Genomic DNA, 26,299 nt, shown 5'->3' with positions numbered 1-26,299 from the left:
CCATCGACACGCGACTCGACGGGGGGACGGGCAGCCCATGGTGACTCGGCAGCATGAAGTGGAAACGGCGGGCTCCGCCTGCCCGGGGCAGTTACCGGACCTCTCCGGGTTCGATCTGGCCGCACTGCGCGGGATCGACCACCCCGTGCTGGCCCGGGTCATCGAAGGCATGGTGGAGCGGGTCACCCACCCCGCGGAGATCCTCAACGCCTTCGACTCGGGGGTGGCCTGACCACGGACCCCTCACGCACCGCAGTCCCAACGCCACGCAGAGCACCCACAGTTGTCCCGTTTCCGCCGTTAGCCGGTGCCGTCCGCCGGGCAGGGATGCACCGTCCGCGGCGACGGAGGTACAGGTGATGAGGCAGACCGACACGAGCGACGCCGTGCTGCCTTCCTTACGGAACCACCTGCTCCACGCGCCGTGGCCGTACGCCCGGCTCGACGTGTCCGCGCTCCGCGCCGCGGGCCACCGGCCGTACCCGGTACGGCAGTTCGTGCTCAAGACCCGCAGCCGCTGCAACCTCGCCTGCACCTACTGCTACGTGTACGAGATGGCCGACCAGGGCTGGCGCGGCCAGCCCGCCGCCATGTCCCCGGCCACGGCCGCCCGCGCCGCCGCCCGCATCGCCGAGCACGCCGCCGCCCACGACCTGGCCCGCGTCGACCTCGTCCTGCACGGCGGCGAACCCCTGCTCACCGCCCCCGCCGAACTGGCCGCCCCCGTAGACGCCGTACGGGCCGCCCTCGCCCGGACCTCGCCGCGGACCCGGGTCACCGCCACCGTCCAGACCAACGGCACCCTGCTCACCCCGGGCCGGCTCGGCGCCCTCGCCGCCGCCGGGATACGCGTCGGCGTCAGCCTCGACGGCGGACTGCCCGCGCACAACGCCCGCCGCGTGGACCGCACCGGCCGCCCGGGGTTCGCCGCCGCCGCCCGCGGCCTGCGCCTGCTCGCCCGGCACCCCGAGAGCTACGCCGGGGTGCTCTGCGTCGTCGACCTCGCCCAGGACCCGGTGGAGACGTACGAGTCCCTGCTCGCCTTCGCCCCGCCGGTCATCGGGCTGCTGCTCCCGCTGGCCAACTGGAACACCCCGCCGCCCGGCCACCACCCGCCCCGCACCCCGTACGCCGACTGGCTCGTCGCCGTCTTCGAACGCTGGTGGCACGACGCGGTGCTGCGGACCCGGATCCGGATCTTCGAGGAGATCATCGCCCTGCTGCTCGGACTGCCCGCCGCCACCGAGACCCTCGGCCTCGCCCCCGCCGCCACCGCCGTGATCGAGACCGACGGCGGCATCGAGCAGGCCGACTCGCTCAAATCCGCCTACGAGGGCGCCGCCGCCACCGGGATGAGCGTGGAGAGCCACGGCTTCGACGCGTTCCTCGACCACCCCGGGCTCGCCGCCCGCCAGCTCGGCCGCGAGGCGCTCGCCGACGGCTGCCGCGCCTGCGAGCTCGTCGAGGTCTGCGGCGGCGGCCACTACCCGCACCGCTACCGCGCCGGCGCGGGCTTCCGGCAGCCCTCCGTCTACTGCGCCGACCTCCAGGTCCTCATCCGCCACATCGCGACGGCACTGCACACGGCCGCCGCGCAGGCAGCCCCCGGGCAGCCGGGCGCCGGCCCGCCCGGCCCGTTGTCCGCCGGCCAGGCGCCCCGGCGGGCGGCCGCCTCATGAGCGCGCCCCTGACCGGGTTCACCGTCACCTCGGCCACCCTGCGCGCCCTCGCGTCCACCGAGCCCTGCGCCGACGGCACCCGCCTGGTCCGCGACATCCGCCGCTCCAAGCGGCTCGTCCTGCTGCGCGGGGTCCTCGACGCCGCCCCCGGCGGCCGGGCGGGAGAGGCCGCCGACCACTGGGCCCTGCTGGAGGAGGCCGAACGGCGCGACCCCGACGCCGTCCGCGACGTACTGCACTACCCGGCCACCGGGGTCTGGGCCGAGGAGACCCTGCGCCGGCTGCACGCCCCGTACGGGCCCCCGGCCGACCTCGGCCACCTCGGAGCCCTCGCCGTCGCCGCGGCCCTGCGCTCCGGGATCACCTTCAAGACCACCCTGCGGCCCGTGCACGGCCGGCTCGTACTGCCCACCCTCGGACTGCTGCGCCCCGCCCGGCCCGGCCCGCTCGCCCTCACCGAAGGCTGCTGGGACCCCGACGACCCCGCCGCCCTCGTCCTGCACCCCCTGCCCGGCGGCCGCACCGCCCTCGACGACCTCGACCCGTACCGGGCCCCCGGGCCCACCGACCCGGGGCCCGTCCACCCGGGGCCCGTCCACCCGGGGCCCGTCCGCCCCGCCCGCCGGCTCACCCCCAAGGGCCACAAGCGCTGGGACACCCAGTGGTCCGGGGCCCTCACCCTGCTCGACCGGTACGACACCGCCCGCGCCGACGAGATCGGCCTGCTGCTGCGCTCCGTCGTCCCGCTGGGCGGCGGCTCCCGCTCCAGTGGCGCCACCCTGCCCGCGGCCGCCGGGTCCGTCCTCGCCCGTACGCAGGCCCCGCCCGCGCTGGCCGCCACCCTCGTCCACGAGGTCCAGCACGGCAAGCTGACCGCCCTCGCCGACATCCTGACCCTGCACACCGCCGACCGCACGCCCCGGCACTGGGCCCCCTGGCGCAGCGACCCCCGCCCGTTGGAGGGACTCCTGCACGGCGCGTACGCCCACCTGGCCCTGGCCGGGTACTGGCAGCGCGCCGCCCTCTACGGCGCGCGCGGCGCCTGGGCCCAGCACGCCCGGATCCGCGCCCAGGTCGCCGCCGTCCTCCCCGCACTCCACGGGCATCCACAACTCACTTCGACCGGACGGGAGTTCACCGCCGCCATGGCCGTCGCGGAACGGGCCATGGACGACCTGCCGCCGCCCGGCGACCAGCACGCCGTGGCCCGCCGCGCCGTCGACCGGGAGCGCCGCGCCTGGTGCGCGCTCCACCCCGAACTCGCCCCGTTCGCAGAGGGCTGACGGTCCGTCCGCTGCGGTACCTTTCAAGCCCGTCCACCGCCCGGATGCCAGGGAGACGGCCGCATGACCACCGGACTTCGCCAGGACCGAGACCGCGACGGAGCCGCGCAGCCGCAACGCTTCGTCATCAGCTTCGCCGGGTTCAACCGGCCCTGGGCCGTGTGGATCGCCCACCGCCTGGAGGAGCACGGCCACCGCGTCGCGCTCGCCCGCTGGGACCCGAAGTCCACCCCCGGCCTGGCCCCCGCCCTGGACGACCTGGCCCGCAGCGGCAGCCGGGTCCTGCTCATCCTCAGCGAGCGCTACTTCTCCGCCGCCGCGCACACCGACGAGGAGTGGAACACCGCCCTGCGCGCCGTCACCGACGCCCACCCCGACCGGTTCGCGGCCGTCTGCCTCACCGACGCGCCGCTGCCCAGCGCCGTCGCCGTACTGGAGAAGACCGACCTGTGGGGCCTGGACGCGTACGAGGCGGAGTACCGGGTGCTGCGCCGGCTCGAACTGCCCACCGACCGGATCGGCGCCGAGACCGGCCGCCGCGGCCCCCGCTTCCCCAACGACCCGCCCGAGATCTGGGGCCGGGTCCCGCGCCGCAACCCGCGCTTCACCGGCCGCAACGACGTCATCGGCCGGCTGCGCGCCGCCCTCGCCGACGCCCCGCCCGGCGCCTCGACCGTCACCCTGCTCGGACTGTCCGGGGTGGGCAAGACGCAGGTCGCCACCGAGTACGCGTACCGCTTCGCCTCCGAGTACGACGTGGTGTGGTGGGTCCCCGCCGAGGACCGGCCCACGCTGCGCGAGCGGCTCGCCGACCTGGCTCCGGCGATGGGCCTGTCGCGCGGCGCCGGCAGTTACGGCGAGCAGATCCGGGCCGTCCTGGAGGCGCTGCGGCGCGGATCCCCGTACAGCCGCTGGCTGGTGGTCTTCGACGGCTGCGACAACCCCGACGACCTCACCGATCTGCTGCCCTCGGGCGCCGGCGACGTCATCATCACCTCCCGCAACCGCGAATGGGCCTCCCGGCACACCAGCCTCCTCGAAGTCCCGCTGTACGCGCGGCCCGAGTCGGTCACCTTCATCCGCCGCCGGGCCCGCCGGCTCACCGGCGAGGAGGCCGACCAGCTCGCCGAGGCCCTGGAGGACTACCCCCTCGCCCTCGACCAGACCGCCGGCTGGCTCGCCGACTCCCCGCTGACGGTGGGCGACTACCTGGCCCTGCTCCAGCGCAGACTGGACTCCCACGAGGCCGTCACCGTCTCCGACGACTACCCGCTGCCCTTCCCCACCGCCCTCGCGATACTGCTGAACAACGTCCGGGAGAACTTCCCCGACGCTCTCGCCCTGCTGCGGCTCTTCGTGTTCTTCGCGCCCGGACCGGTGCCGCTGCGGCTGCTGCGGGAGTTCCCCGCCGACGACGTGCCCGAGCAGCTCGCAGGGCTCATCAACGACCAGATCCGGTGGAACGCCGCCCTGAACAAGCTCGTCCAGTTCTCGGTCGTCCGCCTCGAATACTCCGACCTGTCGGTGGAGGAGGGCGGCGGGCTGGAGACCGTGCAGCTGCACCGCATGGTGCACGGGATCGTCCGCGAGGACCTCTCCGAGGAGGAGGCCGAACCGCTCTCCCGCGCCGTCCGGCAGGTCCTCGCCGCCGCGGACCCGGGCCGCCCCTCCGACTCCCGGCTGTGGCCCCGGTACGCCGAGCTGATCCCGCACCTGGAGAGCGCCGGCGTCCTGACCAGCAGCAACCCGCGGATCCAGACCTTCCTGCTGCACTGCTTGCGCTACCTGATCCTCGCCGGGGAGTACCGCACCTGCCTGCGGCTCGCCGAGCAGACCGACGCCGTGTGGCGCACGATGCTCGGCGACGACCACGACCAGGTCCGCGAGCTCAGCTACCACTACGGCGGCGCCCTGCGGATGCTCGGCCACTTCAAGCGCGCCGAGACCCTCGCCAAATCGGTCGCCGACCGGCTGCTGGCCGAGCGCGGCGACCGGGACCTGGAAACCCTGCGCGCCACCAGCACGTACGCCGGGGTGCTGCTCAGCACCGCCAAGTTCGACCAGGCGCGCGAACTGCTGGAGCACGCCTTCGCCCGCTACCGCGAACTGCTGGGCGAGGACGACTCCACGACGCTCAACGCCGAGAACAACGTCGCCGTCGCGCTGCGGCTGCTGGGCCGCTACCAGGAGGCGTACGACACCGACCTCGACACCCTGCGCCGGCGCGAGCGGGTACTGCGCGTACGGCACATCGCCACGCTCTCCTCCGGGATCGGCTGCGCGATGGGGCTGCGGCTGATGGGCCGCTACCGCGAGGCCCTCGGCCGCCAGGAACAGGGCCTCAAGCTCAACAGCCAGGTCCTCGGCCTCAACCACCCCCAGACCCTGCGCGCCGAGCACAACCTCGGCATGTGCCTGCGCCGCTCCGGGGACATCCCGGGCGCCGGGGCCCGGCTGCGCAGCGTGCTGGAGCGCTCCACGCGGGTGTTCGGCGCGGAGTTCCCGTGGACGCTGATGGTCGCCTCGGACTACGCGACGTACCTGCGGGAGTACGGGGACATCGGCGAGGCCCGCCGGATCTCGGAGGAGGCCGTACGGGGCTACCAGACGCAGCTGGGGCTGGCCCACCCGTACAGCATCGGCACGGTCGGCAACCTCGGCCTCGTCCTGCGCGCCCAGGGCGAACGGGTGGAGGCCCTCAACCTGGCGGAACAGGCCCTGGTCGGCATGCGCGGCGCGGTCGGGGACCGCCACCCGTGGACCCTGGGCTGCGCCCTGAACGCCACGGGCCACCGCAACATCACGGGCCACTTCGAGGACGCGGTGTCCCTGAGCCGTGAAACCCTCCGCGGCTGCGAACAGATCCTGGGCCCGGACCACCCGATGACCCTGAGCGCCCAGATCGCCCTGGCCGCCGACCTCCGCTCGGTCCGCGAGGACACGGAGGCCCAGAAACACGAGGACGCGGGCCTGAAGGCCCTGACCCGCACCCTGGGCCCCCAACACGTCCACACGGTCTCGGCCCGCCAACAAAACCGCCCGTACTGGGACTTCGAGCCGCAGCCGTAGCCGGCGGCGGGCCCGCCCGCCAGCCACCGCTGCCGGTCCGGTGCCATGGGTACGACTCCCACGCTGACGTTGGGAAGTGATGCGATCGAGATCAGGTGCCTGAGCTGGCCGGACATGACCTCAGTGCCGCCGATCCCGGTCCGCAGTACGGACTCCTCCACGAGGAAGGCGAACCGCCGGTCGCCCTCGTACAAGATCCGTTGCCGCTCCAAGCGGGCGGCCACGGCTTCGGCCACGTCGTCCACCAGGCCGCGCCTTCGCTGAATGGCTCGCAGCGCAGCCGTCGTGTACGGCTGCGTCTGGATCATGCCGGGCACAAGCCACGAGGAGTATGAACGGAAACGGCGGGTCCGCTCGTACAGGGGTAGGCGGGCCTGTTGTGCTTGCTTGAGTCCCGTGCGCTCCATGCGCCGCCAGCCGACCCACATGCCCTCGGCCGTTCGCAGTGAGGCAATCAGGTCTTCGATCTGCTCCTCTGCTCCACAAGCCCTGCACCACGCCCGAATGTCACCGGCGGACGGAGGCGTACGGGCGTTCATGATCCGGGAGGACTTGGACGGGTGCCACCCACAGCGCTGGGCGATATCGCGCCCGGACAGGCCGGCGTCCCGGCAGAGCTCGGCGAGACGATCCGCGAGAGCCTGCCGGGCCTGCTGGGCACTGGAGGATGCAGAAAGGGGCATGGTGCGTACGCGTCAGACCGGCCGGAACTCCGCGTGCGGGACGGCCCGCTCCCACGCTGCCTCGTACGCCGTCGAGTACTTTGCGGCCAGCGCCGGGTCGTGGTGGACCTCCATGCACGGACCGGTCCACTGTCCCTCGCCGCTGAAGTGGTGGAGGATCACGGTTTCCTCGTCCATGACCCATCCGTCCAACACGGGCAGCAGCAGGCCACGCGCACGGGACCGCGGCAGCCACCGCACGTCCTCACCCGCCGCGACGTTCGAGAACGTCCCGTCGTACTCGTACCGCACGTAGTCACTCAGCGGCTCGGAAACGACGCGCAGTCGGCGCATGACCACGCCCCGACCTGTCGCCTCTGCCACCACGTCCAGCCATGACCGCCACCACGACGCGCGGTCGCCCGGGTCGTACCGGTGCCCCTGCTGCCACCGGATGAACTCCGGGTCGTCGCGCATGTAGCTGTCCCGCATCTCAAGGTGCATCGCCGAGCGCTGCGCCTTCGAGAGTGCCTCACGTACCGCTGTTGCCACTGTCGGCCTCGCTCTTCGTACGGGGAATGAACTGGAGCATGTTGGCAGGCAGCCGGATCACAGTCTCGTGGCTCGGCACGTCAGTCGAGTGGCCGGGCACCGATCCGACTTCCTGCGCCTGCCTGATGGTTTCCTCGTCAGCCTTCCAGGACTGGATGATCAGGTCTCCGGTCTCCTCCTCGACCCAGATGGTGGGCGAGCCGTCATCCGGGGTGTTCGGCCAAATTCCCAGGAATTTCAGGGCCATCGGTCGCTCCTCTGCCGAGCGGATTGCACAGACGGGCACGAGCGTCGTGCCGTTCCGACTGGTACCGCAAGAGGGCCTCGGGGTTCCGTGCCGGCGGGGCGGGGACTTCGTCGTGTGCCGGTACCGTTCAGGTGTCGAGTCTGAACGGGAGCCAGCATGCACTCTCTACCGAACGACCACACCGGCGCGCGCATGAAGCGCCTGCGCCTCGAACGCCACCTCACGCAGCAGGCGGTTTCGGACCTGTCCCAGGTCCCCTACAGCACCTACACCAAGACCGAGCAGGGTGTCATCCCGGCCAGCCCACACCTGATCGCCGCGGTGGCCCGCGCCCTGCGCATCTCCGTCGACACGATCACCGGACAGCCGTACGCCACCGAACTGCGTGCTGACGAGCTGGACATCCTGATCCGGCCGATCCGCCAGGCCCTCGATGTGTACGACCTCGGCACCGACCCGGACATCACCCCGCGACCGCACCAACTCCTCACCGACGACGCCGAGGCCCTGCTCGTCGCGGTCCGGGCTGGAGAGATCAAGCAGACCGCCAGCCAGCTCCCCGGACTCATCCAAGAGGCCACCACCGCCGCCCACGCGGCGCCGGGCCGGGACCGGTGGCTGCTGCTGGCCAGCCTGTACCGCACCTCCTACGACGTCGCCAGCAAGCTCGGCTACTACGACCTCGCCGCGCTGGCTCTGGCACGCATGGACTGGGCGGCCGAGCGCGGTTCTGACGCAGTGTTCGGCGGCATGTACCGGTACATGCGTGCGCTCACCTACCTCAGGGACGGCGAGTACCGCACCGGGGAGCGCCTTGTGGACCTCGGACTGCGCACGCTTGCGCAGGCGGACCCGTCCCGGGAACGGGAGGTCGTCACCGGGCAGCTGCACCTCGGCGCAGCGGTGATGGCCGGTCGGTCGAAGGACGGCGGCCGCGCTGAGGGGCACCTCGGCGAAGCAGAGCGGATCGCCGCCGGCACGGGTGAGGCAGTCAGCACGCACTGGCTGGCGTTCGGGCCGACGAACGTTGCCGTGCACCGGGTCAGCGTGCTCGCCGAACTCGACGAGTACGGGCAGGCCGCGCAGACGGGCCGCAGCGTGACGATCCCGGCCGACTGGCCGAAGTCCCGTCGGTCGCACCACTACGCGGAGCTCGCCCGGGCGCAGATGTGGACGGGGGACCTCGACGCGTCGTTCCAGAACTTGTTGAAGGCGAGAAAGTCCGCGCCGCAGCAGGCCCGCTATCACCAGACGGTCCGCGAGACGTACGCGGGCCTGGAGGCGGCCCGCCGCCAACTCCCCGACTCCTTCCTGTCGTACGGGTCCTGGCTGGGCACATAGCCCTGTGTGAATCCTTGGCCCCGACTATCAATATGTCGTGATAGTCGGGGCCTTGCCGTGCTCCCACACTCGTCTCACCACCCGCAGACGAGGTAGGGAGTGAAACCCCGTGATGCATGAAGCAGTACCCCGCCCCTTCGAGGACGTTCCTCATGCGCTGCTCCACAGGCGGGTGCGGGACATCGCGTCCGGCGTCGAAGGGGAACTCATGGCCGTGGTCCGGGAGGACGTCTCCGACACACCGGTCCGTGAGCGCTGGGTGAAGCTGGCGTACGTCCGGGGCCCGTCAGGCCGGGAGATCTCCACCTCCGTGGCCAACATCGAGGCCGTGTAATGGAGGCCGCCGACCTCTTCCCGCGGTTGCCGGTCCCTCCGGACTCCTGCGCCGAGTGCGCCGCTCACGTCTTGGCCCGCTTCCAGGCCCAGGTGGAGCGTGACCGCTCCCGCGTCAGCGACATGAACGTGCTGATCACGCGACACCACCCCGAACTCCGGGCCCGCCGCTGAGCGCCCGGTCCGTCATGGTCCCCCGGCCCCTGCTCTCTACCCCGTGCCGTTCAGTCACGTGGAGGCTCAACAGGCCGCAGGTGGCGATGAGTTTGGCTCGGCTGCGTCAAGAATGCGTACACATGGTCGATCAGCCGTAGCCGGTCGTTACCCAGGTGCGTACCGTGACGGGCGGGGCAGCTTTGCGACCAGGGACACGGGGGTCTCGACGATGTCGTTCGAGGAAGAGTGGGCCGCGGAGACGGCGGCCGTCACCATGAGGTTGAACCACGCTGACAGTACGGGCGGTTCGACTCCGAAGGCAGGCTCGGCCGACTATGTCGTCGAGGACGACGACCTCGGCGGGATCGGCCATGCCGCCCACGGCCTGTTCGACGGCCTGGAACCAGCCGGGAAGCACGCGAACGCGGCGAGCGAGAGTGCCGGGAGCAGCCTGAAGGGTGACGGCTTCGACGCCGGCGCCGCGCTCTCGGAGGTGAACAGGACCTGGGAGACGCAGGTGAGGACCCTCCTCCAGGCATGCGCGCACATCTCCAACCACCTCGACTACACGAAGAGGTCCAACAAGGCCAATGACGACTGGATCGGGGCGCAGCTGCGCATCGTCGGACCCGTCGTGCCGGGCAGCGAGGGCGCCGTGTCCGCGTCCCAGATCGACAAGTTCTTCCGGTGAGGAGCCGCAGTCATGGCCACGTTCGAGCAGCTCTTGAACGCCAAGCTGGGTCCGATGGACACCGCGGTCACTCAGTGGACGGAGATGATTGCCAAGCTGACGCAGCTCAAGACCGATGCGTCGGCCATGAAGACCAAGGCCGACAAGTCCATCTGGCGGGGTGAGAACGCCTCCGTGACGAAGGAGTTCGTCACGAAGACGGCCAAGGAATTCGGTGACGCCGTCACCGAGGCCGAATCCGTACGCGACCTCCTCCAGGACGCCCACACCTTACTCAGAACCGCCCATGACGACCTCAAGGCCACGTACGAGAACCCTCCACCGGGCATCACCATCTACCCGAACGGCGTGCTCAGCCATCGCGTGCACCCCGACCGCCGGTCGAAGGACAGCACCGAGCCGATCGCCACCGAGGCACAGTTCGATGCTCTGCGTGGCAAGATCGAAGGCATTCTGCAGCGGGCCAATGAGGCCGACGAGCTGTGTGCCTGGGGTCTGCGCGCGTTGATCAAGAACCACCCCAACGACTTCGGCAGCACCGACCTCGGCGGCGTCGCCGACGCCAAGAAGATGCGCGAGGAGGAGAAACAGCAGACGGAGAACGGGCGCGAGGCGGCCAAGCTCTACGCCCGCTGGGACTACCTCGGCGACAAGGAGCGCGAGCGGCTCCTCACGCTCGTCGAAGGCGGCCAGAACTCGCCGGCGTTCTCCGCCGAGCTGATGCAGAACCTCAGCTACAACGGCCGCGATGACCAGGAGGCGGTGCTACTGCTCGCCGGAAGCCTGGAGCACGGTGGCCGCGACGGCCAGGTCTCCGCGACCGATGCCCGCCTCTACAAGGCCCTCTCCGGCAGCCTCGCCACCGCGACCGGACCCGACTCTCCCATCGGCTCGCCGGGCGGCGTCACCTCGGCCTGGACCGACCGGCTCATCGCCATGGCACGCGACGGCAACGACCTGCCGAACCAGCACCCTGGGCAGCTCAAGGGCGGGGCGACGGGCTGGAAGGCCCTTACCGATCTGATGGCCGCCGACGCCGGGGACAAGCCGTACGACCCGAAAGACCCCAAGGACAGTCCGTTCCGGAAGGACAAGGACGACCCGGTCTACAGCGACGCCTTCCTGACGGAGGTCGGCGACGGTATCCGTGAGTGGGAGACCCACGACAAGGATGCCTACGACGGGGTCATGAAGAACTGGCAGGGCACGCAGGAGGACCCGATGAAGGGTCTGATGAACGCGATGAGCCGCAACCCGTCCGCCGCCACCCACTACTTCGATCCCCACACGACGGACAACCTGAAGTACTTCCTGGAGGATCGCGACTGGCCGGGCGGCGACGTCCAGGACAAGATGCCCGAGGACCTGCAGCGGACCTCCGCCCGCGGCGAGTTCGCGGCCGCCGTCGACGCCGCGGCGACCGGCCGTGAGCCGGGCGGCCCGCTGCACCCCGTGGGCACGCGCCACGACGGAGCCGAGTCCGCGATCTTCGAGCGAATGATCGACGAGTACGCCGAGGAGACGAAGAAGAACCAGAGCGCCGTGCCCGTCACCCTGCGCATGGCCATGGGCGAGATGATCGGCGACTACGGCTCCGACGTGCACCAGATCCTCGGCAAGAACATGGACGGGCCCACCGATTTCAACGATCTCGGCATCGACCGCGGGGCGCTGACCCGGATCATCCGCTCCACCGCCGAGGACCCGCAGGCCTTCGGCGTCATCCATGCCTCGCAGACCGCGGTGATCGCCGACGGCCTCGACCGCTTCCCGGCTGACTCGTACCGCAAGGAAGACCCGGAACTGCGCGCCTGGGTCAAGCAGTCCTCGGAGGTGCTCGGCCACCTCGACGGCACGCGAGGGGATGTCATCTACGACCTCGGCCAGGCACAGAAGGACGCCAACAGCTGGAACAAGATGATGAACTACCACATCATCGGCGCGCCCCTGACGGCCATCCCCGTCGCGGGTGACGTCCTCCAGCGCTCGATCGACGTCGGCACGGCCGCGTACATGAACGATCTCAACTCCAAGGTCGATGCCGAGACCCGCAACAACATGATCAACCACTACGACAACGGCGAGAAGCAGATGGACGCCATGCTGCGCCAGATGGCGCAGGGGCGGGGTCTTGCCCTGTCGGAGCTGGACGCGAGCCCCGGGGAGTACGAGGACGGCCTCCAGCCCACCGCACAGCAGTGGTACCAGAACGGCATCAAGGACGCCGACATGAAGATGGGCGAGCGCTGACCGTGAACAAGAAGTACCTTGTGCTGCCCGCCATGCTCGTGGTCGCGGCGGCGGTCGTCACCGCGATCCAGCTGTGGCCCAGCCCGCTGAAGGACCTGCGCGCGCGGAACCTCTGCCTCGGCATGCTCACCGAGAAGACGGCGGGTCTGCTGTACGACGGCAAGGGCGGCCGGCTCACCGTCGACGAGGACGTGAGCGGAAGGTCGACGGCGGACCCCGTCTTCTCCACCATCTGCTTCGTCAACCGGAACCCGGAGGGAAGCGCCGCGGGCCGGCCCCAGTACACCCTCGACGCCCGGCCCACCAACACCCTGAACGACCCCGTACAGGGTGCCGCTTGGCTTGCCGCCGGCCGTTCGGGGTGGGTGGGTCCGCGGCAGAGCGAGGTCCAGCTCCCCGCCGGCTGTCCGAAGAAGATGAAGGCGGACGCCGAGTACGTCACCGTCACGCTGAAGGTCGCACCCGGCGTCGTCGTTGCGGGGAACTGGGACGATGCGGCCCTCGTCGCGGCCTCCCGCACCGTGGTCCTGGAGGCCGTCGACCATCTCGCCAAGCAGTACGACTGCGAGGCGTGAGCCCGTTCGGTTCGACCGGTCTCTCCGGGGCGCTTCGCTTGCTCGTGGCCTTCACCTCCCGCTCTCCACACCACCGGTCCCGGCGTTTGCCCACCCGCCCCTACCGGCGCGGAAGCCGGGGCCCGGCGACCTGTCGCTCGGGGTCGGCGGGGCGGCACCCCATCAACCGGCATCAGGGAGGGTTTGGGGGTTTCCCGTCAGTCCCATAGTCCTTCCGGTGCGGGCCGGCCCGTCAAGGGCGCTCACTTCGTTCGCGTCGCACCGCGATGGCCTACGGCCACCCTTGACCGACCGCCCCACCCCGGAAAGACAAGGACTGCCGGGAACCCCCCAAAAGAACGGCACGGGTCAGAGAGCAGCAAGCGGCCGGACCAGGGAACGACTGCCGCGTTCCCCGGGATGACGTCCGGCCAAGGCCCACCACCCCGCCCGGGCAGAGTCGGGGCGCGGGGCATCAGGCAACCTTCCGCCCCGGGCCAACGCGCAGGCACATTCCGAGTCGGTGGCGGCTCTACCCGTACGAAACAACGACCAGCAGCCCATCGGAGGCAGGGGCGCAGCAGATCGCTACGCGCTCCTCAAGCTTGGCGTCCGACGGCCGTCCAGGGCTGAGTGCCCCAAGGGCGCCTGAGCGCAGGGCCTCAGGCCTTCTCGCCGAGGGCGTTGCGCAACCAGTCCAACGGTCCCTGCCCGAGCAGCTCGTCTGCCGGCCGCCGGCCCGTCTCCGTCGCGATCTGGGCCCGGCTGTTGCGATCCACCGCTGCGTGTTCTCGTAGCCCTGGGGCCTTGTACTCGATGCCCTGGAGCATGCACTCCAGCTTGTCCGCGTCGCGGGCACAGACCGCCTCCGGCGAGTCCTGCGCCTCGTACTCGGCGACCAGCTCCCGAATCGCCGAGGCGAGCACGTCGGGCATGCCCGCGGTCTGGTCGGCCGTCACGGCCTGCGGGTCGCCGGCCGGCGCGTACTTCTTCCCGAGGTGGTTGACGTCCCCAGTACGGGTCTCCTGGGTGTCGTGCCACACGGCGAGGAACGCGGCACGCGCGGGGTCGGCACCCTCCAGCTTCGCGATGACCGACGCGATGAGCGGGGTGCGCCACGAGTGCTCGGCTACGCTCTCGGGATCGTTGACGCCGGCCATCCACCAGCCCGTACGGCGGGTGTGCTTGAGCGTGCCGGCCTCATAGAGGAAGCGCGCCACCGCGGACAGGTCGTCAGCCACTGAGTCTCCTTCTCATGCCTCGGCGAGGCGAATCGCGTACCGGATGCCCTCCAGCTCTCGGCGCGCACGCGTCGAGGCCGTGGTGCCATCCAACAGCAGGCGGGGCGCCCCATCACCGGGGAGCGCGCCAATGCGAACCAACAAGGCCGGGGGGCGCTTTCGTGCGTTCTGGATCACACAGAACCGGCCCTGCCCCATACGCTGTCAGTGTCGCGCTGCAAGGAGAGGGGCAAAGGCCGCCATGTCACCTGAGGCTAGTCCGGACCCGTACACAGACCCGTTGGTCTTCGGGCAAAGAATGCAGATCCTCCGCCAGCGCCGCGGCCTCACCCGCGATCAACTCGGTGGCCTCCTCGCGCGATCCGGGTCATGGGTCAAGTCCGTCGAGACGGGCCGTCTTCGGACCCCGCACCTGCCCGTCATCCTCCGTATCGCCGAGGTGCTGCGGGTCCGGGACCTGTCCGACCTCACGGGGGACCAGTCCGTGCGTGTCAGCTTGTTCACCGGCCCCGGGCACCCGCGGTTCGCCGCGGTCCGTGAAGCCCTCAACGCGCTCCAGCTCGGCGACAGCCGAGAAGCACCGTCGGCCGCGCACCTGACCGCGCGGCTCGCCCGCGCGTGGTCGGCCCGGCATTCGGCGCCGAATCACCGCGACGTGGTCGGGGCGCTGCTCCCGGATCTGGTCCGGGACGCGCAGGCCGCGGTCCGGCAGGCCACGACCGTCGCCGACCGCAAAGCGGCCCAAGCGCGCTTGGCGGAGGTGTACTTCCTCGCACAGTTCTTCTGCGCCTACCAGCCGGACGCGCCCCTGGTGTGGCGGGTGGCCGAGCGCGGCATGATGGCTGCGCAGGACTCCGAGGACCCGCACGCGATCGGCCTCGCCGCGTGGCTGACCACTCAGGCCCACCGGGAGAGTGCGCACCTGGACGCGGCGGACGCCGTCACCCTGGAGACCCTCCGCTACCTGGAGCCGCTCCTCCCCGACGCCAGCACGGACGTCCGCGCGGTCGCCGGGGCCCTCACCGTCGAGGCAGGGCTGACGGCCGCCCGCCGCGGCGAGACCGGCACCGCGTGGCGGTACTGGGACGACGCCCGGGCCCTGGCCGAGTCGCTACCGCGCGGGTACTTCCACCCCGTGACGAGCTTCTCCCGGGCCGTCATCGGCGCGCACGCAGTCACCGTCGCCGTCGAGCTGCACGCAGGCGGGGAGTCGGCGCGCCAGGCCGCGCGGGCGGAGGCGGAGGCGATTCCGTCGCGGCCGCGACGGGCCCGGCACCGGATCGAGCAGGCCCGCGCGTACCACCTCGACGCGCAGCCGGACGTGGCGCTGGCGACGCTGGCGCAGGCCCACGAGGCTGCGCCGGAGACCGTGCAGTACAACGGCTACGCGAAGCGGATCGTTCTGGAGGAGGCCGAGTCGAAGAGCCCTGCCCGCCGTCGACGGGCATCTGAACTCGCCTCACGGCTAGGGATGCTGACTGCCTGAAGGCAGGGGCACGAACTGTGCCCCTGCCGATACCGGGCCGCCCCTACCGTCGTCACATCGCCCGATGACGACGGTAGGGAGTCAGACTCCGTGATGCATGAAGCAGTACCCCGTCCCTTCGAGGACGTTCCTCACGCGCTGCTCCACAGGCGGGTGCGGGACATCGCGTCCGGCGTCGAAGGGGAACTCATGGCCGTGGTCCGGGAGGACGTCTCCGACACACCGGTCCGTGAGCACTGGGTGAAGCTGGCGTACGTCCGGGCCCCGTCAGGCCGGGAGATCTCCACGGCCCTGGCCAACATCGAGGCCGTGTGATGGAGGCCGCCGATCTGTTCCCGCGGTTGCCGGTCCCTCCGGACTCCTGCGCCGAGTGCGCCGCTCACGTCTTGGCCCGCTTCCAGGCCCAGGTGGAGCGTGACCGCTCCCGCGTCAGCGACATGAACGTCCTGATCATGCGACACCACCCCGAACTGCGCGCCCGCCGCTGAGCGCGCAGCCCATGGCGAGCTGATCGCCGCCAGGGCGCCTCAGCCGCGTAGCGATCTGTGGCGGCCTATGCCCAGCCCTGGATGGCCGTCGGACGCCGTCGATGAGGAGCGCGTAGCGATTTGAGGCGATCGGCGGCTCCCGATGGGCTGCTGGTCGCTGTTTGGTGTGGGTAGAGCCTCCCCCGACCCTGCCCGGGCGGGGTGGTGGGCCTTGGCCGGACGTCATCCTGGGGAACGCGGCAGTCGTTCCCTGGTCCGGCCGCTTGCTGCTCTCTGACCCGTGCCGTTCTTTTGGGGGGTTCCCGGCAGTCCTTGTCTTTCCGGGGTGGGGCGGTCGGTCAAGGGTGGCCGTAGGCCATCGCGGTGCGACGCGAACGAAGTGAGCGCCCTTGACGGGCCGGCCCGCACCGGAAGGACTATGGGACTGACGGGAAACCCCCAAACCCTCCCTGATGCCGAGGAATTGGGTGCGGAACCCCGACGCCACCGGACCACGGGCCGATTCGGCTCAGCGGAGTGCCGCCGCCCCCGACCCCGCCCGGCAATCCACTGCCGCATCGCCCCACTGCGGGTGGGGGCGGGTGGGCAAACGCCGGGTCCGGTGGTGGGAGAGGGGGGTGAAGGCCCCGGGTGAGCGAAGCGCCCCGCGAGCAGGCGGCAACGCCCCCCGGACAGCCGGAAGGCCCGGCCCCCGTGAGGGGGCCGGGCCTTCCGGCTGTCCGGGCAAGCGCAGCGCTTACGCCTCGAAGACCTCGTTCAGCAGGAGCTGCTGCTCCGCCTGGTGGCGCTTCGCCGAGCCCACCGCCGGCGAGGAGCCGTGCGGGCGCGAGATGCGCCGCAGGCGCTCGCCCGCCGGGACGTCCGCGCCGACCGCCAGGTCGAGGTGGTCGATCAGGTTCAGCGCGATGAACGGCCACGCACCCTGGTTCGCCGGCTCCTCCTGCGCCCAGATGTACTTCGCCGCGTTCGGGAACTTGGCGATCTCCGCCTGGAGTTCCGCACCCGCCAGCGGGTACAGCCGCTCGATGCGGATGATCGCGGTGTCCGTGATGCCGCGCTTCTCCCGCTCGGCCTCCAGGTCGTAGTAGACCTTGCCCGCGCAGAACACGACCTTGCGGACCGCGTTCGGGTCCACCGTCGAGTCGCCGATCACCGGGCGGAAGGAACCGCTGGTGAACTCCTCCGCCTTCGACGCCGCCGCCTTCAGACGCAGCATCGACTTCGGGGTGAAGACGATGAGCGGCTTGTGGTGCGGGTTGTGGACCTGCCAGCGCAGCAGGTGGAAGTAGTTCGACGGCAGGGTCGGCATCGCGACCGTCATGTTGTCCTGCGCGCACATCTGCAGGAAGCGCTCGGGACGCGCGGACGAGTGGTCCGGGCCCTGGCCCTCGTAGCCGTGCGGCAGGAGCAGCGTGACACCGCTGGTCTGGCCCCACTTCTGCTCCGCCGAGGAGATGAACTCGTCCACGACGGTCTGCGCGCCGTTGACGAAGTCACCGAACTGGGCCTCCCAGAGGACCAGCGCGTCCGGGCGGGCCAGCGAGTAGCCGTACTCGAAGCCCATGGCCGCGTACTCGGAGAGCAGCGAGTCGTAGACGTTGAAGCGGGCCTGCTCGTCCGACAGGTACTGCAGCGGGGTGTAGTCCTCGCCCGTCTCCCGGTCGATCAGCACCGCGTGGCGCTGGCCGAACGTACCGCGGCGGGAGTCCTGGCCGGACAGCCGGACCGGGGTGCCCTCCATCAGCAGCGAGCCGAAGGCGAGGGTCTCGCCCATGCCCCAGTCGATGGTGCCCTCGTCGATCATCGCCGCGCGGCGCTGCAGCTGCGGCAGCAGACGCGGGTGCACGGTGACGTGGTCCGGGATGTTGACCTGGGACTCGGCGATCCGCTTGACGACCTCCTGGGAGACCGACGTGTTCACCTTGACCGGGAACTCCTGCGCGGTCTGCGCCGGGGACACCGGGGCGCCGACGGGCTGCGTGGAGGCCTCGCGGACCTCCGCGAAGACCTTCTCCAGCTGGCCCTGGAAGTCCTGGAGCGCCTGCTCCGCCTCTTCCAGCGTGATGTCGCCGCGACCGATGAGGGACTCGGTGTACAGCTTGCGCACCGAGCGCTTCTTGTCGATCAGGTCGTACATCAGCGGCTGCGTGAACGCCGGGTTGTCCGACTCGTTGTGACCGCGGCGGCGGTAGCAGATGAGGTCGATGACGACGTCCTTGTTGAACGCCTGGCGGAACTCGAAGGCGAGCCGCGCGATGCGGACCACGGCCTCCGGGTCGTCGCCGTTCACGTGGAAGATCGGCGCCTCGATCATGCGGGCCACGTCGGTCGCGTACATCGAGGAACGCGAGGACTCCGGGGCGGCGGTGAAGCCGACCTGGTTGTTGATCACGACGTGGACGGTGCCGCCGGTGCGGTAGCCGCGCAGCTGAGACATGTTCAGGGTCTCGGCGACGACACCCTGGCCGGCGAAGGCCGCGTCACCGTGCAGGGCGACGGGCAGGACGGTGAAGTCCGTGCCGCCCTTGTTGATGACGTCCTGCTTGGCGCGGGCGACACCCTCCAGGACCGGGTCCACGGCCTCAAGGTGCGAGGGGTTGGCGACGAGCGAGACCTTGATCTGCTCCCCGTCCAGGCCCGTGAAGGTGCCCTCGGCGCCCAGGTGGTACTTGACGTCGCCGGATCCGTGCATGGACTTCGGGTCGAGGTTGCCCTCGAACTCGCGGAAGATCTGCGCGTACGACTTGCCGACGATGTTCGCGAGCACGTTCAGGCGGCCGCGGTGGGCCATGCCGACGACGACCTCGTCGAGGCGGGCCTCGGCGGCCGAGTCGAGGACGGCGTCGAGCAGCGGGATGACGGACTCGCCGCCCTCCAGCGAGAACCGCTTCTGGCCGACGTACTTCGTCTGCAGGAAGGTCTCGAAGGCCTCCGCCGCGTTCAGGCGGCGCAGGATGCGCAGCTGCTCCTCGCGCTCCGGCTTGGAGTGCGGGCGCTCGATGCGGTCCTGGATCCAGCGGCGCTGCTTCGGGTCCTGGATGTGCATGAACTCGACGCCGGTGGTGCGGCAGTACGAGTCGCGCAGCACGCCGAGGATGTCGCGGAGCTTCATCATCGACTTGCCGGAGAAGCCGCCGACCGCGAACTCGCGCTCCAGGTCCCACAGGGTGAGGCCGTGCTCGGTGATGTCGAGGTCGGGGTGCTTGCGCTGCTTGTACTCCAGCGGGTCGGTGTCGGCCATGACGTGGCCGCGGACCCGGTAGGAGTGGATCAGCTCGAAGACGCGGGCGGCCTTCGTGACGTCGTCGTCGTGCGAGGCGTCGATGTCCCGGAGCCAGCGGACCGGCTCGTACGGGATGCGCAGGGCCTCGAACACGTCGTCGTAGAAGCCGCTCTCGCCGAGCAGCATGTTCGCGACGATGCGGAGGAACTCGCCGGAGGCCGCGCCCTGGATGACCCGGTGGTCGTAGGTCGACGTCAGGGTCATGACCTTGGAGATGCCCAGCTTGTTCAGGGTGTCCTGCGAGGTGCCCTGGAACTCGGCGGGGTAGTCCATGGAGCCGACGCCCATGATGACCGACTGTCCGGGCATCAGGCGGGGCACGGAGTGGACGGTGCCCAGGCCGCCGGGGTTGGTCAGCGAGACGGTGACGCCGGTGAAGTCGTCCATCGTCAGCTTGCCGATGCGGGCGCGGCGGACGATGTCCTCGTACGCCTGCCAGAACTCGAAGAAGTTGAGGGTCTCGGCCTTCTTGATGCCGGCGACGACGAGCTGGCGGTCGCCGTTGGGCTTCACCAGGTCGATCGCGAGGCCGAAGTTCACGTGCTCCGGCTTGACCAGGGTGGGCTTGCCGTCCTTCTCCGCGAAGGAGTAGTTCATCGACGGCATGGCCTTGATGGCCTGCACCATCGCGTAGCCGATCAGGTGCGTGAAGGAGATCTTCCCGCCCCGGGCGCGCTTCAGGTGGTTGTTGATGACGATGCGGTTGTCGAACAGAAGCTTCACCGGGACGGCGCGGACGGACGTGGCCGTCGGGACGTCGAGGGAGGCGTTCATGTTCTTGGCCACGGCTGCCGCCGGGCCGCGGAGCGTCACCAGTTCGGGACCCGCGGGGGCCCCGGTGGCGGGCGCGGCCTTCTGGGCGGCGGCGGGAGCGGCGGCGGGCGCGGCGGCCGGAGCCGGGGCCTGAGGGGCTGCGGCCGCCGGTGCGGCGGCCTGGGCCTGGGAGGTGACAGTCACAGCAGGGGCACCAGAGGGGGTGGCAGGAGCAGGGGCAGGAGCTGACACAGGCGGGCGCGCGGCGGCAAGAGAGGGCGCGGCGGCGCTCGCCGCCCCCGTGGCGGCGGCGTCGGAGACCTGCGGGGCGACAGCGGCGGCGGCCTGTGCGGAGGCGCCGTCCGTCGTCGGGGACTTCTTGGGCTCGTCCGGCTTCACCGGAGACGCAGTGCCCCCGGGCTTGTAGTCGGCGAAGAAGTCCCACCAGGCCCGGTCGACCGAATTCGGGTCCTGGAGGTACTGCTGATAGATCTCGTCGACGAGCCACTCGTTGGCACCGAAGCCTGAGGCAGGGGTCTTCCCGCCCTCTGCTGCTTCGGTCGTGGTGCTCGGGTTACTGGGGGACTGTGGCGACACGGCGGCAACCGCCCTCTTCCGCTTCACAAGGTATGGACAGCGGGAATAAAGGCTACGCCTCCCTGGCCGGTGGATGCAGACCGGGCGGGAGATACGTCATGTAGGTCACACCGAACGGCGGGTTTCGCCGCTCTGAATGGCGGGAAACCAGCCTGGTTCGGGTAGGGGGCACCGTGGTTGCGGCCCCCATGGCTTCGCACCCCTGACGGACCCCGGCACGTGTGGCCGAGATCATGTCCTACGCACTCGAACCCTACGTCAATGTGACGCCGGGGAGCTGCCCGGAAGCGTGACGAGGATGCGGCAGCCGCGTGACGATTCGGCCACCCCGATATGCCCTCCGTGCAGGCCGACGGCCCAGCGGGCGATCGCGAGCCCCAGTCCGGTGCCCCCGTCGCCGCCGTTCGCGCCGCCCCGGTTGAACCGCTCGAAGACCCGGTGCCGCTCGGCCTCCGGGATGCCCGGGCCCTCGTCCCGTACCTCCAGCGCCAGGCTCCCGGGCCCGTCGCCCTCCCGGGCCCGGACCGTGACCCGGCCGTGCGGCGGGCTGTGCTTGACCGCGTTGTCGATCAGGTTCGCCACCACCTGGTGCAGGCGCTCGGCGTCCGCGTACGCCGTGAGCTCGGGCGGGAACACGTCCAGGTGCAGGTGTACGTCGTTGCGGGTGTGCCCGCCCGAGCCGGAGGCCAGGCCCGGCCGGCCGGCCGCCGCGAGGCCCGATTCCTTCAGGACCCCCGACAGGTACGGCCACACCTCGAAGCGGCGGGCCTTCAGCGGCACCACCCCGTTGTCCACCCGGGACAGGTCCAGCAGGGTCTCCACGAGCCGGCCCAGGCGCTCGGTCTGCTTCAGCATCGTGCGCATGGTCTCCGGATCGGCGGCCGAGACCCCGTCCACCACGTTCTCCAGCACCGCCCGCAGCGCCGCGATCGGCGTGCGCAGCTCGTGCGAGACGTTGGCGACCAGCTCCTTGCGGTGCCGGTCCACCGCCTCCAGGTCGTCCGCCATCAGGTTGATCGTGGAGGCCAGGTCGCCCAGCTCGTCGCGGCGCCCGGCCCCGCGCACCCGGCGCGTGTAGTCCCCGTCGGATATCGCCCGGGCCACCGTGGTCATCTCGTCCAGCGGCGCGGTCAGGCTGTGCGCCACGAACTGCGTGATCAGCATCGAGGCGATCACCGAGAACACCGTGATGAACCGGAACTCGGTGCTCGTGCGCACCGCCACCATCAGCAGGCCCGTCGTGATGAAGACCGAGACCACGACGAGCGTGCCCAGCTTGGTCTTGATCGAGAACGGGGAGAACGGCCGCAGCCCGCCCGGGCGCCCGATGCTCACGCCTGGGCCGGGGTCTCCAGGGCGTACCCGACGCCGTGGACCGTACGGATCCGCTCCGCCCCGATCTTGCGGCGCAGGGCCTTGATGTGGCTGTCGACCGTACGGGTGCCGGACGCGTCGGCCCAGTCCCACACCTCGGCGAGCAGCTGCTCCCGCGAGAGCACCGCCCGCGGGGTGCCGGCCAGGCAGACCAGCAGGTCGAACTCGGTGGGCGTCAGGTGCACGTCCTCGGCCTGCACCCGGACCCGCCGCTGCGCGTGGTCGATCTCCAGATCCCCCAGGCGCAGGGTGGCCCCGCGCGGGGCGGTGGCGGCCAGGGTGGCCCGCTCCACGCGCCGCAGCAGGACGTGGACCCGCGCCGCGAGCTCGCGCATGGAGAACGGCTTCGTCATGTAGTCGTCCGCGCCGACCCCGAGCCCGACCAGCATGTCGGTTTCGTCGTCCCGCGCGGTGAGCATCAGTACCGGCACCGGCCGCTGCGCCTGGACCCGGCGGCAGACCTCCAGGCCGTCGAAGCCGGGCAGCATGACGTCGAGGACCAGCAGCTCGGGCTGCCAGCTCTCGGCCGCCGCCACGGCGGCCGGGCCGTCGAACGCGGCCTGCACCTGGAAGCCCTCGGCGCGCAGCCGTGCCGCGATGGCGTCGGCGATCGTACGGTCGTCCTCGACCACGAGCACGCGCCGCTGAGCGCCGGGGGTGGCCGCGGCGCCGCCGTGGGTGGTGTGTGTCTGTTCCATGTCCCGCCCCTGAAGATCCGCGTGGTAGGGGTGCAGCGTAGAGGAGGCACCGGCCTGCGGCTATGCGGGGTTCGGACAGGGAGGCGTGCGGAACCAGTGGTTCCGATTATGGCGGGTATGCGGATATGGGCGGTGATGCCGGGTGGCCGTCCCCCCACAGAACGGCCACCCGGCGCGCGGTGATCGTCAGCCACCGCGCGCATGTGGCGACCCTTTTGTCGACCCCCTACAGGGACAGACCGTGCCCGTACGGGAACACAGGGTCGATCGTGTCGTTCGGCACGTCCGGCCGCGAGGCCTCCACCGCCGCCATCGACCGCGGCAGCTCGAAGGGCAGCCGCCCCTCGGGCACGGCCCGGCCGAAGGCCACGTCAAGCAGCGCGGAGTCCTCGGCGCCGTAGTCCGCGATCAGCGCCGCCGCCCGCTCGGCGATCTCCGGGATCACCGCCGCCCGCTCCAGGTTGATGCAGACCAGCGTCGGTACGGCGGCCAGCAGCGCCAGGATCCGTGACAGCTCCGGCTCCGGATGGGCCAGCGAGCCCGAGTGGAAGAACGATTCGAAGAGGTTCTCCCGCGGCTCGTACGGGGTGTGCAGCCGCAGCACCGCCAGATCCGCCGCCCCCGGGTCGGACACGACCTCGCCGTACCCGGCCGCGACGGCCTCGTCCACGCCGTCCACGTACAGCTTCGGGGTCCCGGAGACCGGCAGCAGCGCGTCGGGATTGGTCAGCACCGTGAGCGAACGACGCTGGGCCGCCGCCCCCGCAGCCGCGAAATCGGCCCGGCCGACCGTCTCCGCCGCCGCGTCCGGGTCCACGTACGGGTTCTCGAACAGGCCCAGTACGAACTTCTCGCGCAGCAGCCGCGCCACCGACGCGTCGATCCGCGACTCCGCGACCCGGCCCGAGCGGACCAGCTCCACGATCACCTCGGGGCACTGCTCCCCGCCGAACTGGTCGCAGCCGGCGTCCAGCGCGCGCGCCGCCCGCTCGGCGACCGTCAGGTGCTCCACGCCCCAGGCCCGCGCCGGGTGGACCTCGCCGAAGATCGACGCGTCGTTGAGCAGCCCCCAGTCGGTGCAGACGATCCCCTCGAAGCCCAGCTCCTCCCGGAGCAGGCCCGTGACCACGCCCTTGTTGAAGCCGAAGCCGACCTCCTCCCAGTCCGTGCCGATCGGCTGGCCGTAGTACGGCATCATCTGCGCGCAGCCGGCGGCGATCGCCGCCTTGAACGGCTCCAGGTGGTGCTCGCGCATCCCGCCCGGGTAGACCTGCTCCTTGCCGTGCGCGAAGTGGGGGTCCTCGCCGTCCTTCTGCGGGCCGCCGCCGGGGAAGTGCTTGACCATCGCCGAGACGGACCCGGGGCCGAGCTCCGGGCCCTGGAGCCCGCGGACGTACGCCTGGACCAGCTCGGCGGTGAGCTGCGCGTCGGAGCCGAACGTGCCGGTCTGGCGGGCCCAGCGGGGCTCGGTGGCCAGGTCGATCTGCGGGTGCAGGGCGAGGCGGAAGCCGACGGCCAGGTACTCGCGGCGGACGGTGTCCGCGAAGCGGAAGACCAGCTCCGGGTCGCCGATCGCGGCCAGGCCCAGCGCCTCCGGCCAGGCGGAGAAGGCGCCGGAGTTGAAGGAGGCGCCGACGTTGTCGGTGAAGGCGTGCCGGGGGTCGGTCGAGAGGGTGACCGGGATGCCGAGCCGGGTGGCCGCGGCCATCTCCTGCACCGCGTTCTGCCACTGCGCCATCTCGCGGGCGCCGTACGTGCCGAGCAGGTTGAAGTGGCTGACGAACCGGTCCCCGACCAGCTCGGGCGTGGTGAACGGGAGCATCGAGCCGTCGGTCTCGGTGACCGGGGTGCCGTCCGGATTCATCATCAGCATGGAATGGAAGAGCTGGCCGGCCTTCTCCTCCAGCGTCATCCGGGAGAGCAGGTCCGCCACGCGCAGGTCCACGGGGAGGGCGGCGTCCTTGTACGGGGGGATGGCGGCGGGGGGCGTGGCGTTCATCGGCGTACGGCTCCTGGGTGCGGTCCGGGGGTCCGGGGGTCCGGGGGTGCGGGGGTGCGGGCGGGCCGGTGTGCGTGGGTGCGGTCCCCGGGGGAGGGGCTCACCGTAAGCGCGAAAACCGTGCACCCACTAGGTTTTGGAAAAGTGACCTGAATCACCTCCTTCGGAGGCAGGGGTCGGGAGCGGCCTAGGGTGGGCCGCATGGCACAGCACAAGGAGGCGGCCGCCCCGAAGGCCGCCGGCCGCGGCACCTACGCGGTCGGCGACGCCCGCCGCCAGAAGATCCTCGACACCGCGGTGGAGCATTTCGCGCAGTGGGGATTCCACGCCTCCTCGCTCGCCCGCATCGCCCACGACTGCGGCATCACCCAGGGCGGGCTCCTGCACCACTTCCGGGGCAAGGAGGACCTGCTGCTGTCGGTGCTGGCGCAGAGCGAGCAGCACGACGTGGAGCGGCTGTTCAGCGGGCCGGCGGAGTCCGTCGCCGCGTACTACGCGACCGTCGTCGCCCTGGCCGCGGACAACGCCCGCCGGCCCGGCCTCGTACGCATGTACAACACGCTGGTCGGCGAGTCCGGGAACCCCGGCCACCCGGCGCACGCGTACTTCACGCAGCGCTACGCACGGGTGCTCGCGCACAACGTCCGGCTGCTGGAGACGGGCGTCGCGCGGGGCGAGTTGCGGCCCGGCACCGACTGCGAGGCCGTCGCCCGCGAGACCCTGGCCGTCATGGACGGGCTCCAGATCCAGTGGGTGCTGGCCCCCGAGGCCGTGGACATGCCGGCCCTGCTGCACGCGTACCTGGACCGGCAGCTGCGCGGCATCTCGACGGCGGGCACGGGCCTGGCGGGCTTCGGGACTCCCTAGCCCTCTTCGAACGCCGGCAGCTCGTTCAGGACGTTGCGCAGGGCCGGGGTCAGGGACTGCTGGTCGGCGGCCACCTCGTAGCCGCCGTGCACGAAGACGTACAGGAACCCGTCGAAGACCCCCGGACCGCCCGTCGGGATCCTCGGCAGGTGCGCGAGATCCGCCTGCGCGAGCGCGGTACGCAGCTTCGCCACGCGGTCCGCCGGCAGCTTCCCGGTGCCGATCGGGCGGGCCTGCCCGTCCAGCCGGGTCCACGAGCCGTCGCCCTTGACCAGCAGGCTGGTGGTCTTCCCGGCGTAGCCGCCGCTGCGGGTGACGGTGACGAGGCGCTCCAGCGCCGAGGAGGGCCCGGGGGAGACGGGCACGGACGAGGCGGACGCGGTGCCCGTCGGCTTCCCCGGCGGAGCGCCGGTCGCGCCCGGGGACGCGGGACCGGGAGACGGCTGAGCCGAAGCGGACGCCGACGCCGACGCCGTACCGCTGCCGCCCGGCGGGGGACTCGCGGACGGCTTGCCCGACCCGCCGCCCCCCGAGCCGCACCCCGCCAGGACCACCGCACTCAGCAGTACCGCCGCCACCGCTCGGAACGCGCGCACACCCCACCCCCGGAGGTCTTCGGGCCGACCCCCGAGTATGGAGTCGGCACCACCCGTACGGAAAGCACCAGGAGGACGACATCCGCCGCATCGCCGCCTG

Annotated in this window: 22 protein-coding genes and 1 pseudogene; 14 read left to right on the top strand and 9 right to left on the bottom strand. The window is 71.3% G+C overall.

What is annotated here, in order from left to right; all coding sequences use genetic code 11:
• Positions 1-37 precede the first annotated feature (37 nt).
• From fxsA to fxsT, 4 genes are all read left to right on the top strand, one after another.
• On the top strand, positions 38-232 hold the full coding sequence (gene fxsA / locus ACIQU4_RS02255) for an FxSxx-COOH cyclophane-containing RiPP peptide (protein ID WP_385579287.1): 195 nt from the start codon (positions 38-40) through the stop codon (positions 230-232).
• Between the two features lie 127 nt (positions 233-359).
• Positions 360-1,679 (top strand): FxsB family cyclophane-forming radical SAM/SPASM peptide maturase, encoded by a 1,320-nt coding sequence (locus tag ACIQU4_RS02250; protein WP_403724732.1) that lies wholly within the window; start codon positions 360-362, stop codon positions 1,677-1,679.
• A complete protein-coding gene (locus tag ACIQU4_RS02245; RefSeq protein WP_403724729.1) occupies positions 1,676-2,962 on the top strand; it encodes an HEXXH motif domain-containing protein in 1,287 nt (428 codons plus the stop codon). The genes ACIQU4_RS02250 and ACIQU4_RS02245 overlap by 4 nt, the downstream gene beginning before the upstream one ends.
• Before the next feature lie 63 nt (positions 2,963-3,025).
• Entirely contained in the window at positions 3,026-6,031 is a 3,006-nt protein-coding gene (fxsT, locus tag ACIQU4_RS02240) for an FxSxx-COOH system tetratricopeptide repeat protein (protein ID WP_403724726.1), read from the top strand.
• A gap of 11 nt (positions 6,032-6,042) precedes the next feature.
• Here fxsT and ACIQU4_RS02235 read toward each other — a convergent pair.
• From ACIQU4_RS02235 to ACIQU4_RS02225, 3 genes and pseudogenes are all read right to left on the bottom strand, one after another.
• Positions 6,043-6,714 (bottom strand): annotated as a pseudogene (locus ACIQU4_RS02235) (helix-turn-helix domain-containing protein); the annotation flags it as partial.
• A gap of 12 nt (positions 6,715-6,726) precedes the next feature.
• A complete protein-coding gene (locus tag ACIQU4_RS02230) occupies positions 6,727-7,245 on the bottom strand; it encodes a DUF6879 family protein (RefSeq protein WP_403724724.1) in 519 nt (172 codons plus the stop codon).
• Positions 7,226-7,492: a hypothetical protein gene (locus tag ACIQU4_RS02225; protein WP_403724721.1), complete on the bottom strand. Its 267-nt coding sequence runs from the start codon at positions 7,490-7,492 to the stop codon at positions 7,226-7,228. Before ACIQU4_RS02225 ends, ACIQU4_RS02230 begins: the two co-directional genes overlap by 20 nt.
• A gap of 156 nt (positions 7,493-7,648) precedes the next feature.
• On the opposite strand from ACIQU4_RS02225, the gene ACIQU4_RS02220 reads away from it, so the two are divergent.
• The 6 genes from ACIQU4_RS02220 to ACIQU4_RS02195 all read left to right on the top strand — a co-directional run bounded on the left by ACIQU4_RS02220 (position 7,649) and on the right by ACIQU4_RS02195 (position 12,838).
• Positions 7,649-8,833, top strand: a complete 1,185-nt coding sequence (locus tag ACIQU4_RS02220) for a helix-turn-helix domain-containing protein (protein WP_403724718.1) — start codon at positions 7,649-7,651, stop codon at positions 8,831-8,833.
• Positions 8,834-8,945: 112 nt separating this feature from the next.
• Entirely contained in the window at positions 8,946-9,167 is a 222-nt protein-coding gene (locus ACIQU4_RS02215) for a hypothetical protein (RefSeq protein ID WP_403724715.1), read from the top strand.
• Entirely contained in the window at positions 9,167-9,340 is a 174-nt protein-coding gene (locus ACIQU4_RS02210) for a hypothetical protein (protein WP_403724712.1), read from the top strand. The genes ACIQU4_RS02215 and ACIQU4_RS02210 overlap by 1 nt, the downstream gene beginning before the upstream one ends.
• A gap of 211 nt (positions 9,341-9,551) precedes the next feature.
• The gene (locus ACIQU4_RS02205) at positions 9,552-10,013 is read left to right on the top strand and encodes a hypothetical protein (protein ID WP_403724709.1); all 462 of its coding nucleotides are present in this window, start codon (positions 9,552-9,554) and stop codon (positions 10,011-10,013) included.
• 12 nt (positions 10,014-10,025) lie between these two features.
• A complete protein-coding gene (locus ACIQU4_RS02200; RefSeq protein ID WP_403724706.1) occupies positions 10,026-12,263 on the top strand; it encodes a DUF6571 family protein in 2,238 nt (745 codons plus the stop codon).
• Between the two features lie 2 nt (positions 12,264-12,265).
• Entirely contained in the window at positions 12,266-12,838 is a 573-nt protein-coding gene (locus tag ACIQU4_RS02195; RefSeq protein ID WP_403724703.1) for a hypothetical protein, read from the top strand.
• 641 nt (positions 12,839-13,479) lie between these two features.
• Here ACIQU4_RS02195 and ACIQU4_RS02190 read toward each other — a convergent pair.
• Positions 13,480-14,058, bottom strand: coding sequence for an HD family hydrolase (locus ACIQU4_RS02190; RefSeq protein ID WP_403724700.1), 579 nt, complete (start codon positions 14,056-14,058; stop codon positions 13,480-13,482).
• 241 nt (positions 14,059-14,299) lie between these two features.
• Between ACIQU4_RS02190 and ACIQU4_RS02185 the strand changes: the two genes are divergently transcribed.
• The 3 genes from ACIQU4_RS02185 to ACIQU4_RS02175 all read left to right on the top strand — a co-directional run bounded on the left by ACIQU4_RS02185 (position 14,300) and on the right by ACIQU4_RS02175 (position 16,032).
• Positions 14,300-15,544, top strand: coding sequence for a helix-turn-helix domain-containing protein (locus ACIQU4_RS02185; protein WP_403724697.1), 1,245 nt, complete (start codon positions 14,300-14,302; stop codon positions 15,542-15,544).
• Between the two features lie 93 nt (positions 15,545-15,637).
• A complete protein-coding gene (locus ACIQU4_RS02180; protein ID WP_403724695.1) occupies positions 15,638-15,859 on the top strand; it encodes a hypothetical protein in 222 nt (73 codons plus the stop codon).
• The gene (locus ACIQU4_RS02175; protein ID WP_403724693.1) at positions 15,859-16,032 is read left to right on the top strand and encodes a hypothetical protein; all 174 of its coding nucleotides are present in this window, start codon (positions 15,859-15,861) and stop codon (positions 16,030-16,032) included. Before ACIQU4_RS02180 ends, ACIQU4_RS02175 begins: the two co-directional genes overlap by 1 nt.
• A gap of 736 nt (positions 16,033-16,768) precedes the next feature.
• Here ACIQU4_RS02175 and ACIQU4_RS02170 read toward each other — a convergent pair.
• The 4 genes from ACIQU4_RS02170 to ACIQU4_RS02155 form a co-directional block, all read right to left on the bottom strand.
• A complete protein-coding gene (locus ACIQU4_RS02170; RefSeq protein ID WP_403724690.1) occupies positions 16,769-20,665 on the bottom strand; it encodes a multifunctional oxoglutarate decarboxylase/oxoglutarate dehydrogenase thiamine pyrophosphate-binding subunit/dihydrolipoyllysine-residue succinyltransferase subunit in 3,897 nt (1,298 codons plus the stop codon).
• 258 nt (positions 20,666-20,923) lie between these two features.
• Positions 20,924-21,994, bottom strand: a complete 1,071-nt coding sequence (locus ACIQU4_RS02165; RefSeq protein WP_403725929.1) for an ATP-binding protein — start codon at positions 21,992-21,994, stop codon at positions 20,924-20,926.
• A gap of 2 nt (positions 21,995-21,996) precedes the next feature.
• Complete coding sequence (locus tag ACIQU4_RS02160) at positions 21,997-22,737, bottom strand: response regulator transcription factor (protein ID WP_030153642.1); 741 nt, start codon at positions 22,735-22,737, stop codon at positions 21,997-21,999.
• A 226-nt stretch (positions 22,738-22,963) separates the two neighbouring features.
• The gene (locus ACIQU4_RS02155; RefSeq protein WP_403724687.1) at positions 22,964-24,736 is read right to left on the bottom strand and encodes a glycoside hydrolase family 3 protein; all 1,773 of its coding nucleotides are present in this window, start codon (positions 24,734-24,736) and stop codon (positions 22,964-22,966) included.
• 201 nt (positions 24,737-24,937) lie between these two features.
• Between ACIQU4_RS02155 and ACIQU4_RS02150 the strand changes: the two genes are divergently transcribed.
• Positions 24,938-25,603 (top strand): TetR/AcrR family transcriptional regulator, encoded by a 666-nt coding sequence (locus ACIQU4_RS02150; protein WP_403724684.1) that lies wholly within the window; start codon positions 24,938-24,940, stop codon positions 25,601-25,603.
• Here the strand turns inward: ACIQU4_RS02150 and ACIQU4_RS02145 are convergent.
• Positions 25,600-26,199, bottom strand: a complete 600-nt coding sequence (locus ACIQU4_RS02145) for a hypothetical protein (RefSeq protein WP_403724681.1) — start codon at positions 26,197-26,199, stop codon at positions 25,600-25,602. The genes ACIQU4_RS02150 and ACIQU4_RS02145 overlap by 4 nt on opposite strands.
• Between the last annotated feature and the right edge of the window lie 100 nt (positions 26,200-26,299).

Origin of the sequence: Streptomyces sp. NPDC090741 (assembly GCF_044769045.1) — a bacterium.
In the GTDB taxonomy this organism is placed as follows: Bacteria; Actinomycetota; Actinomycetes; order Streptomycetales; family Streptomycetaceae; genus Streptomyces.
Note: the sequence above shows the minus strand (reverse complement) of the source record. Positions and strands in the feature narration are given on the sequence as shown.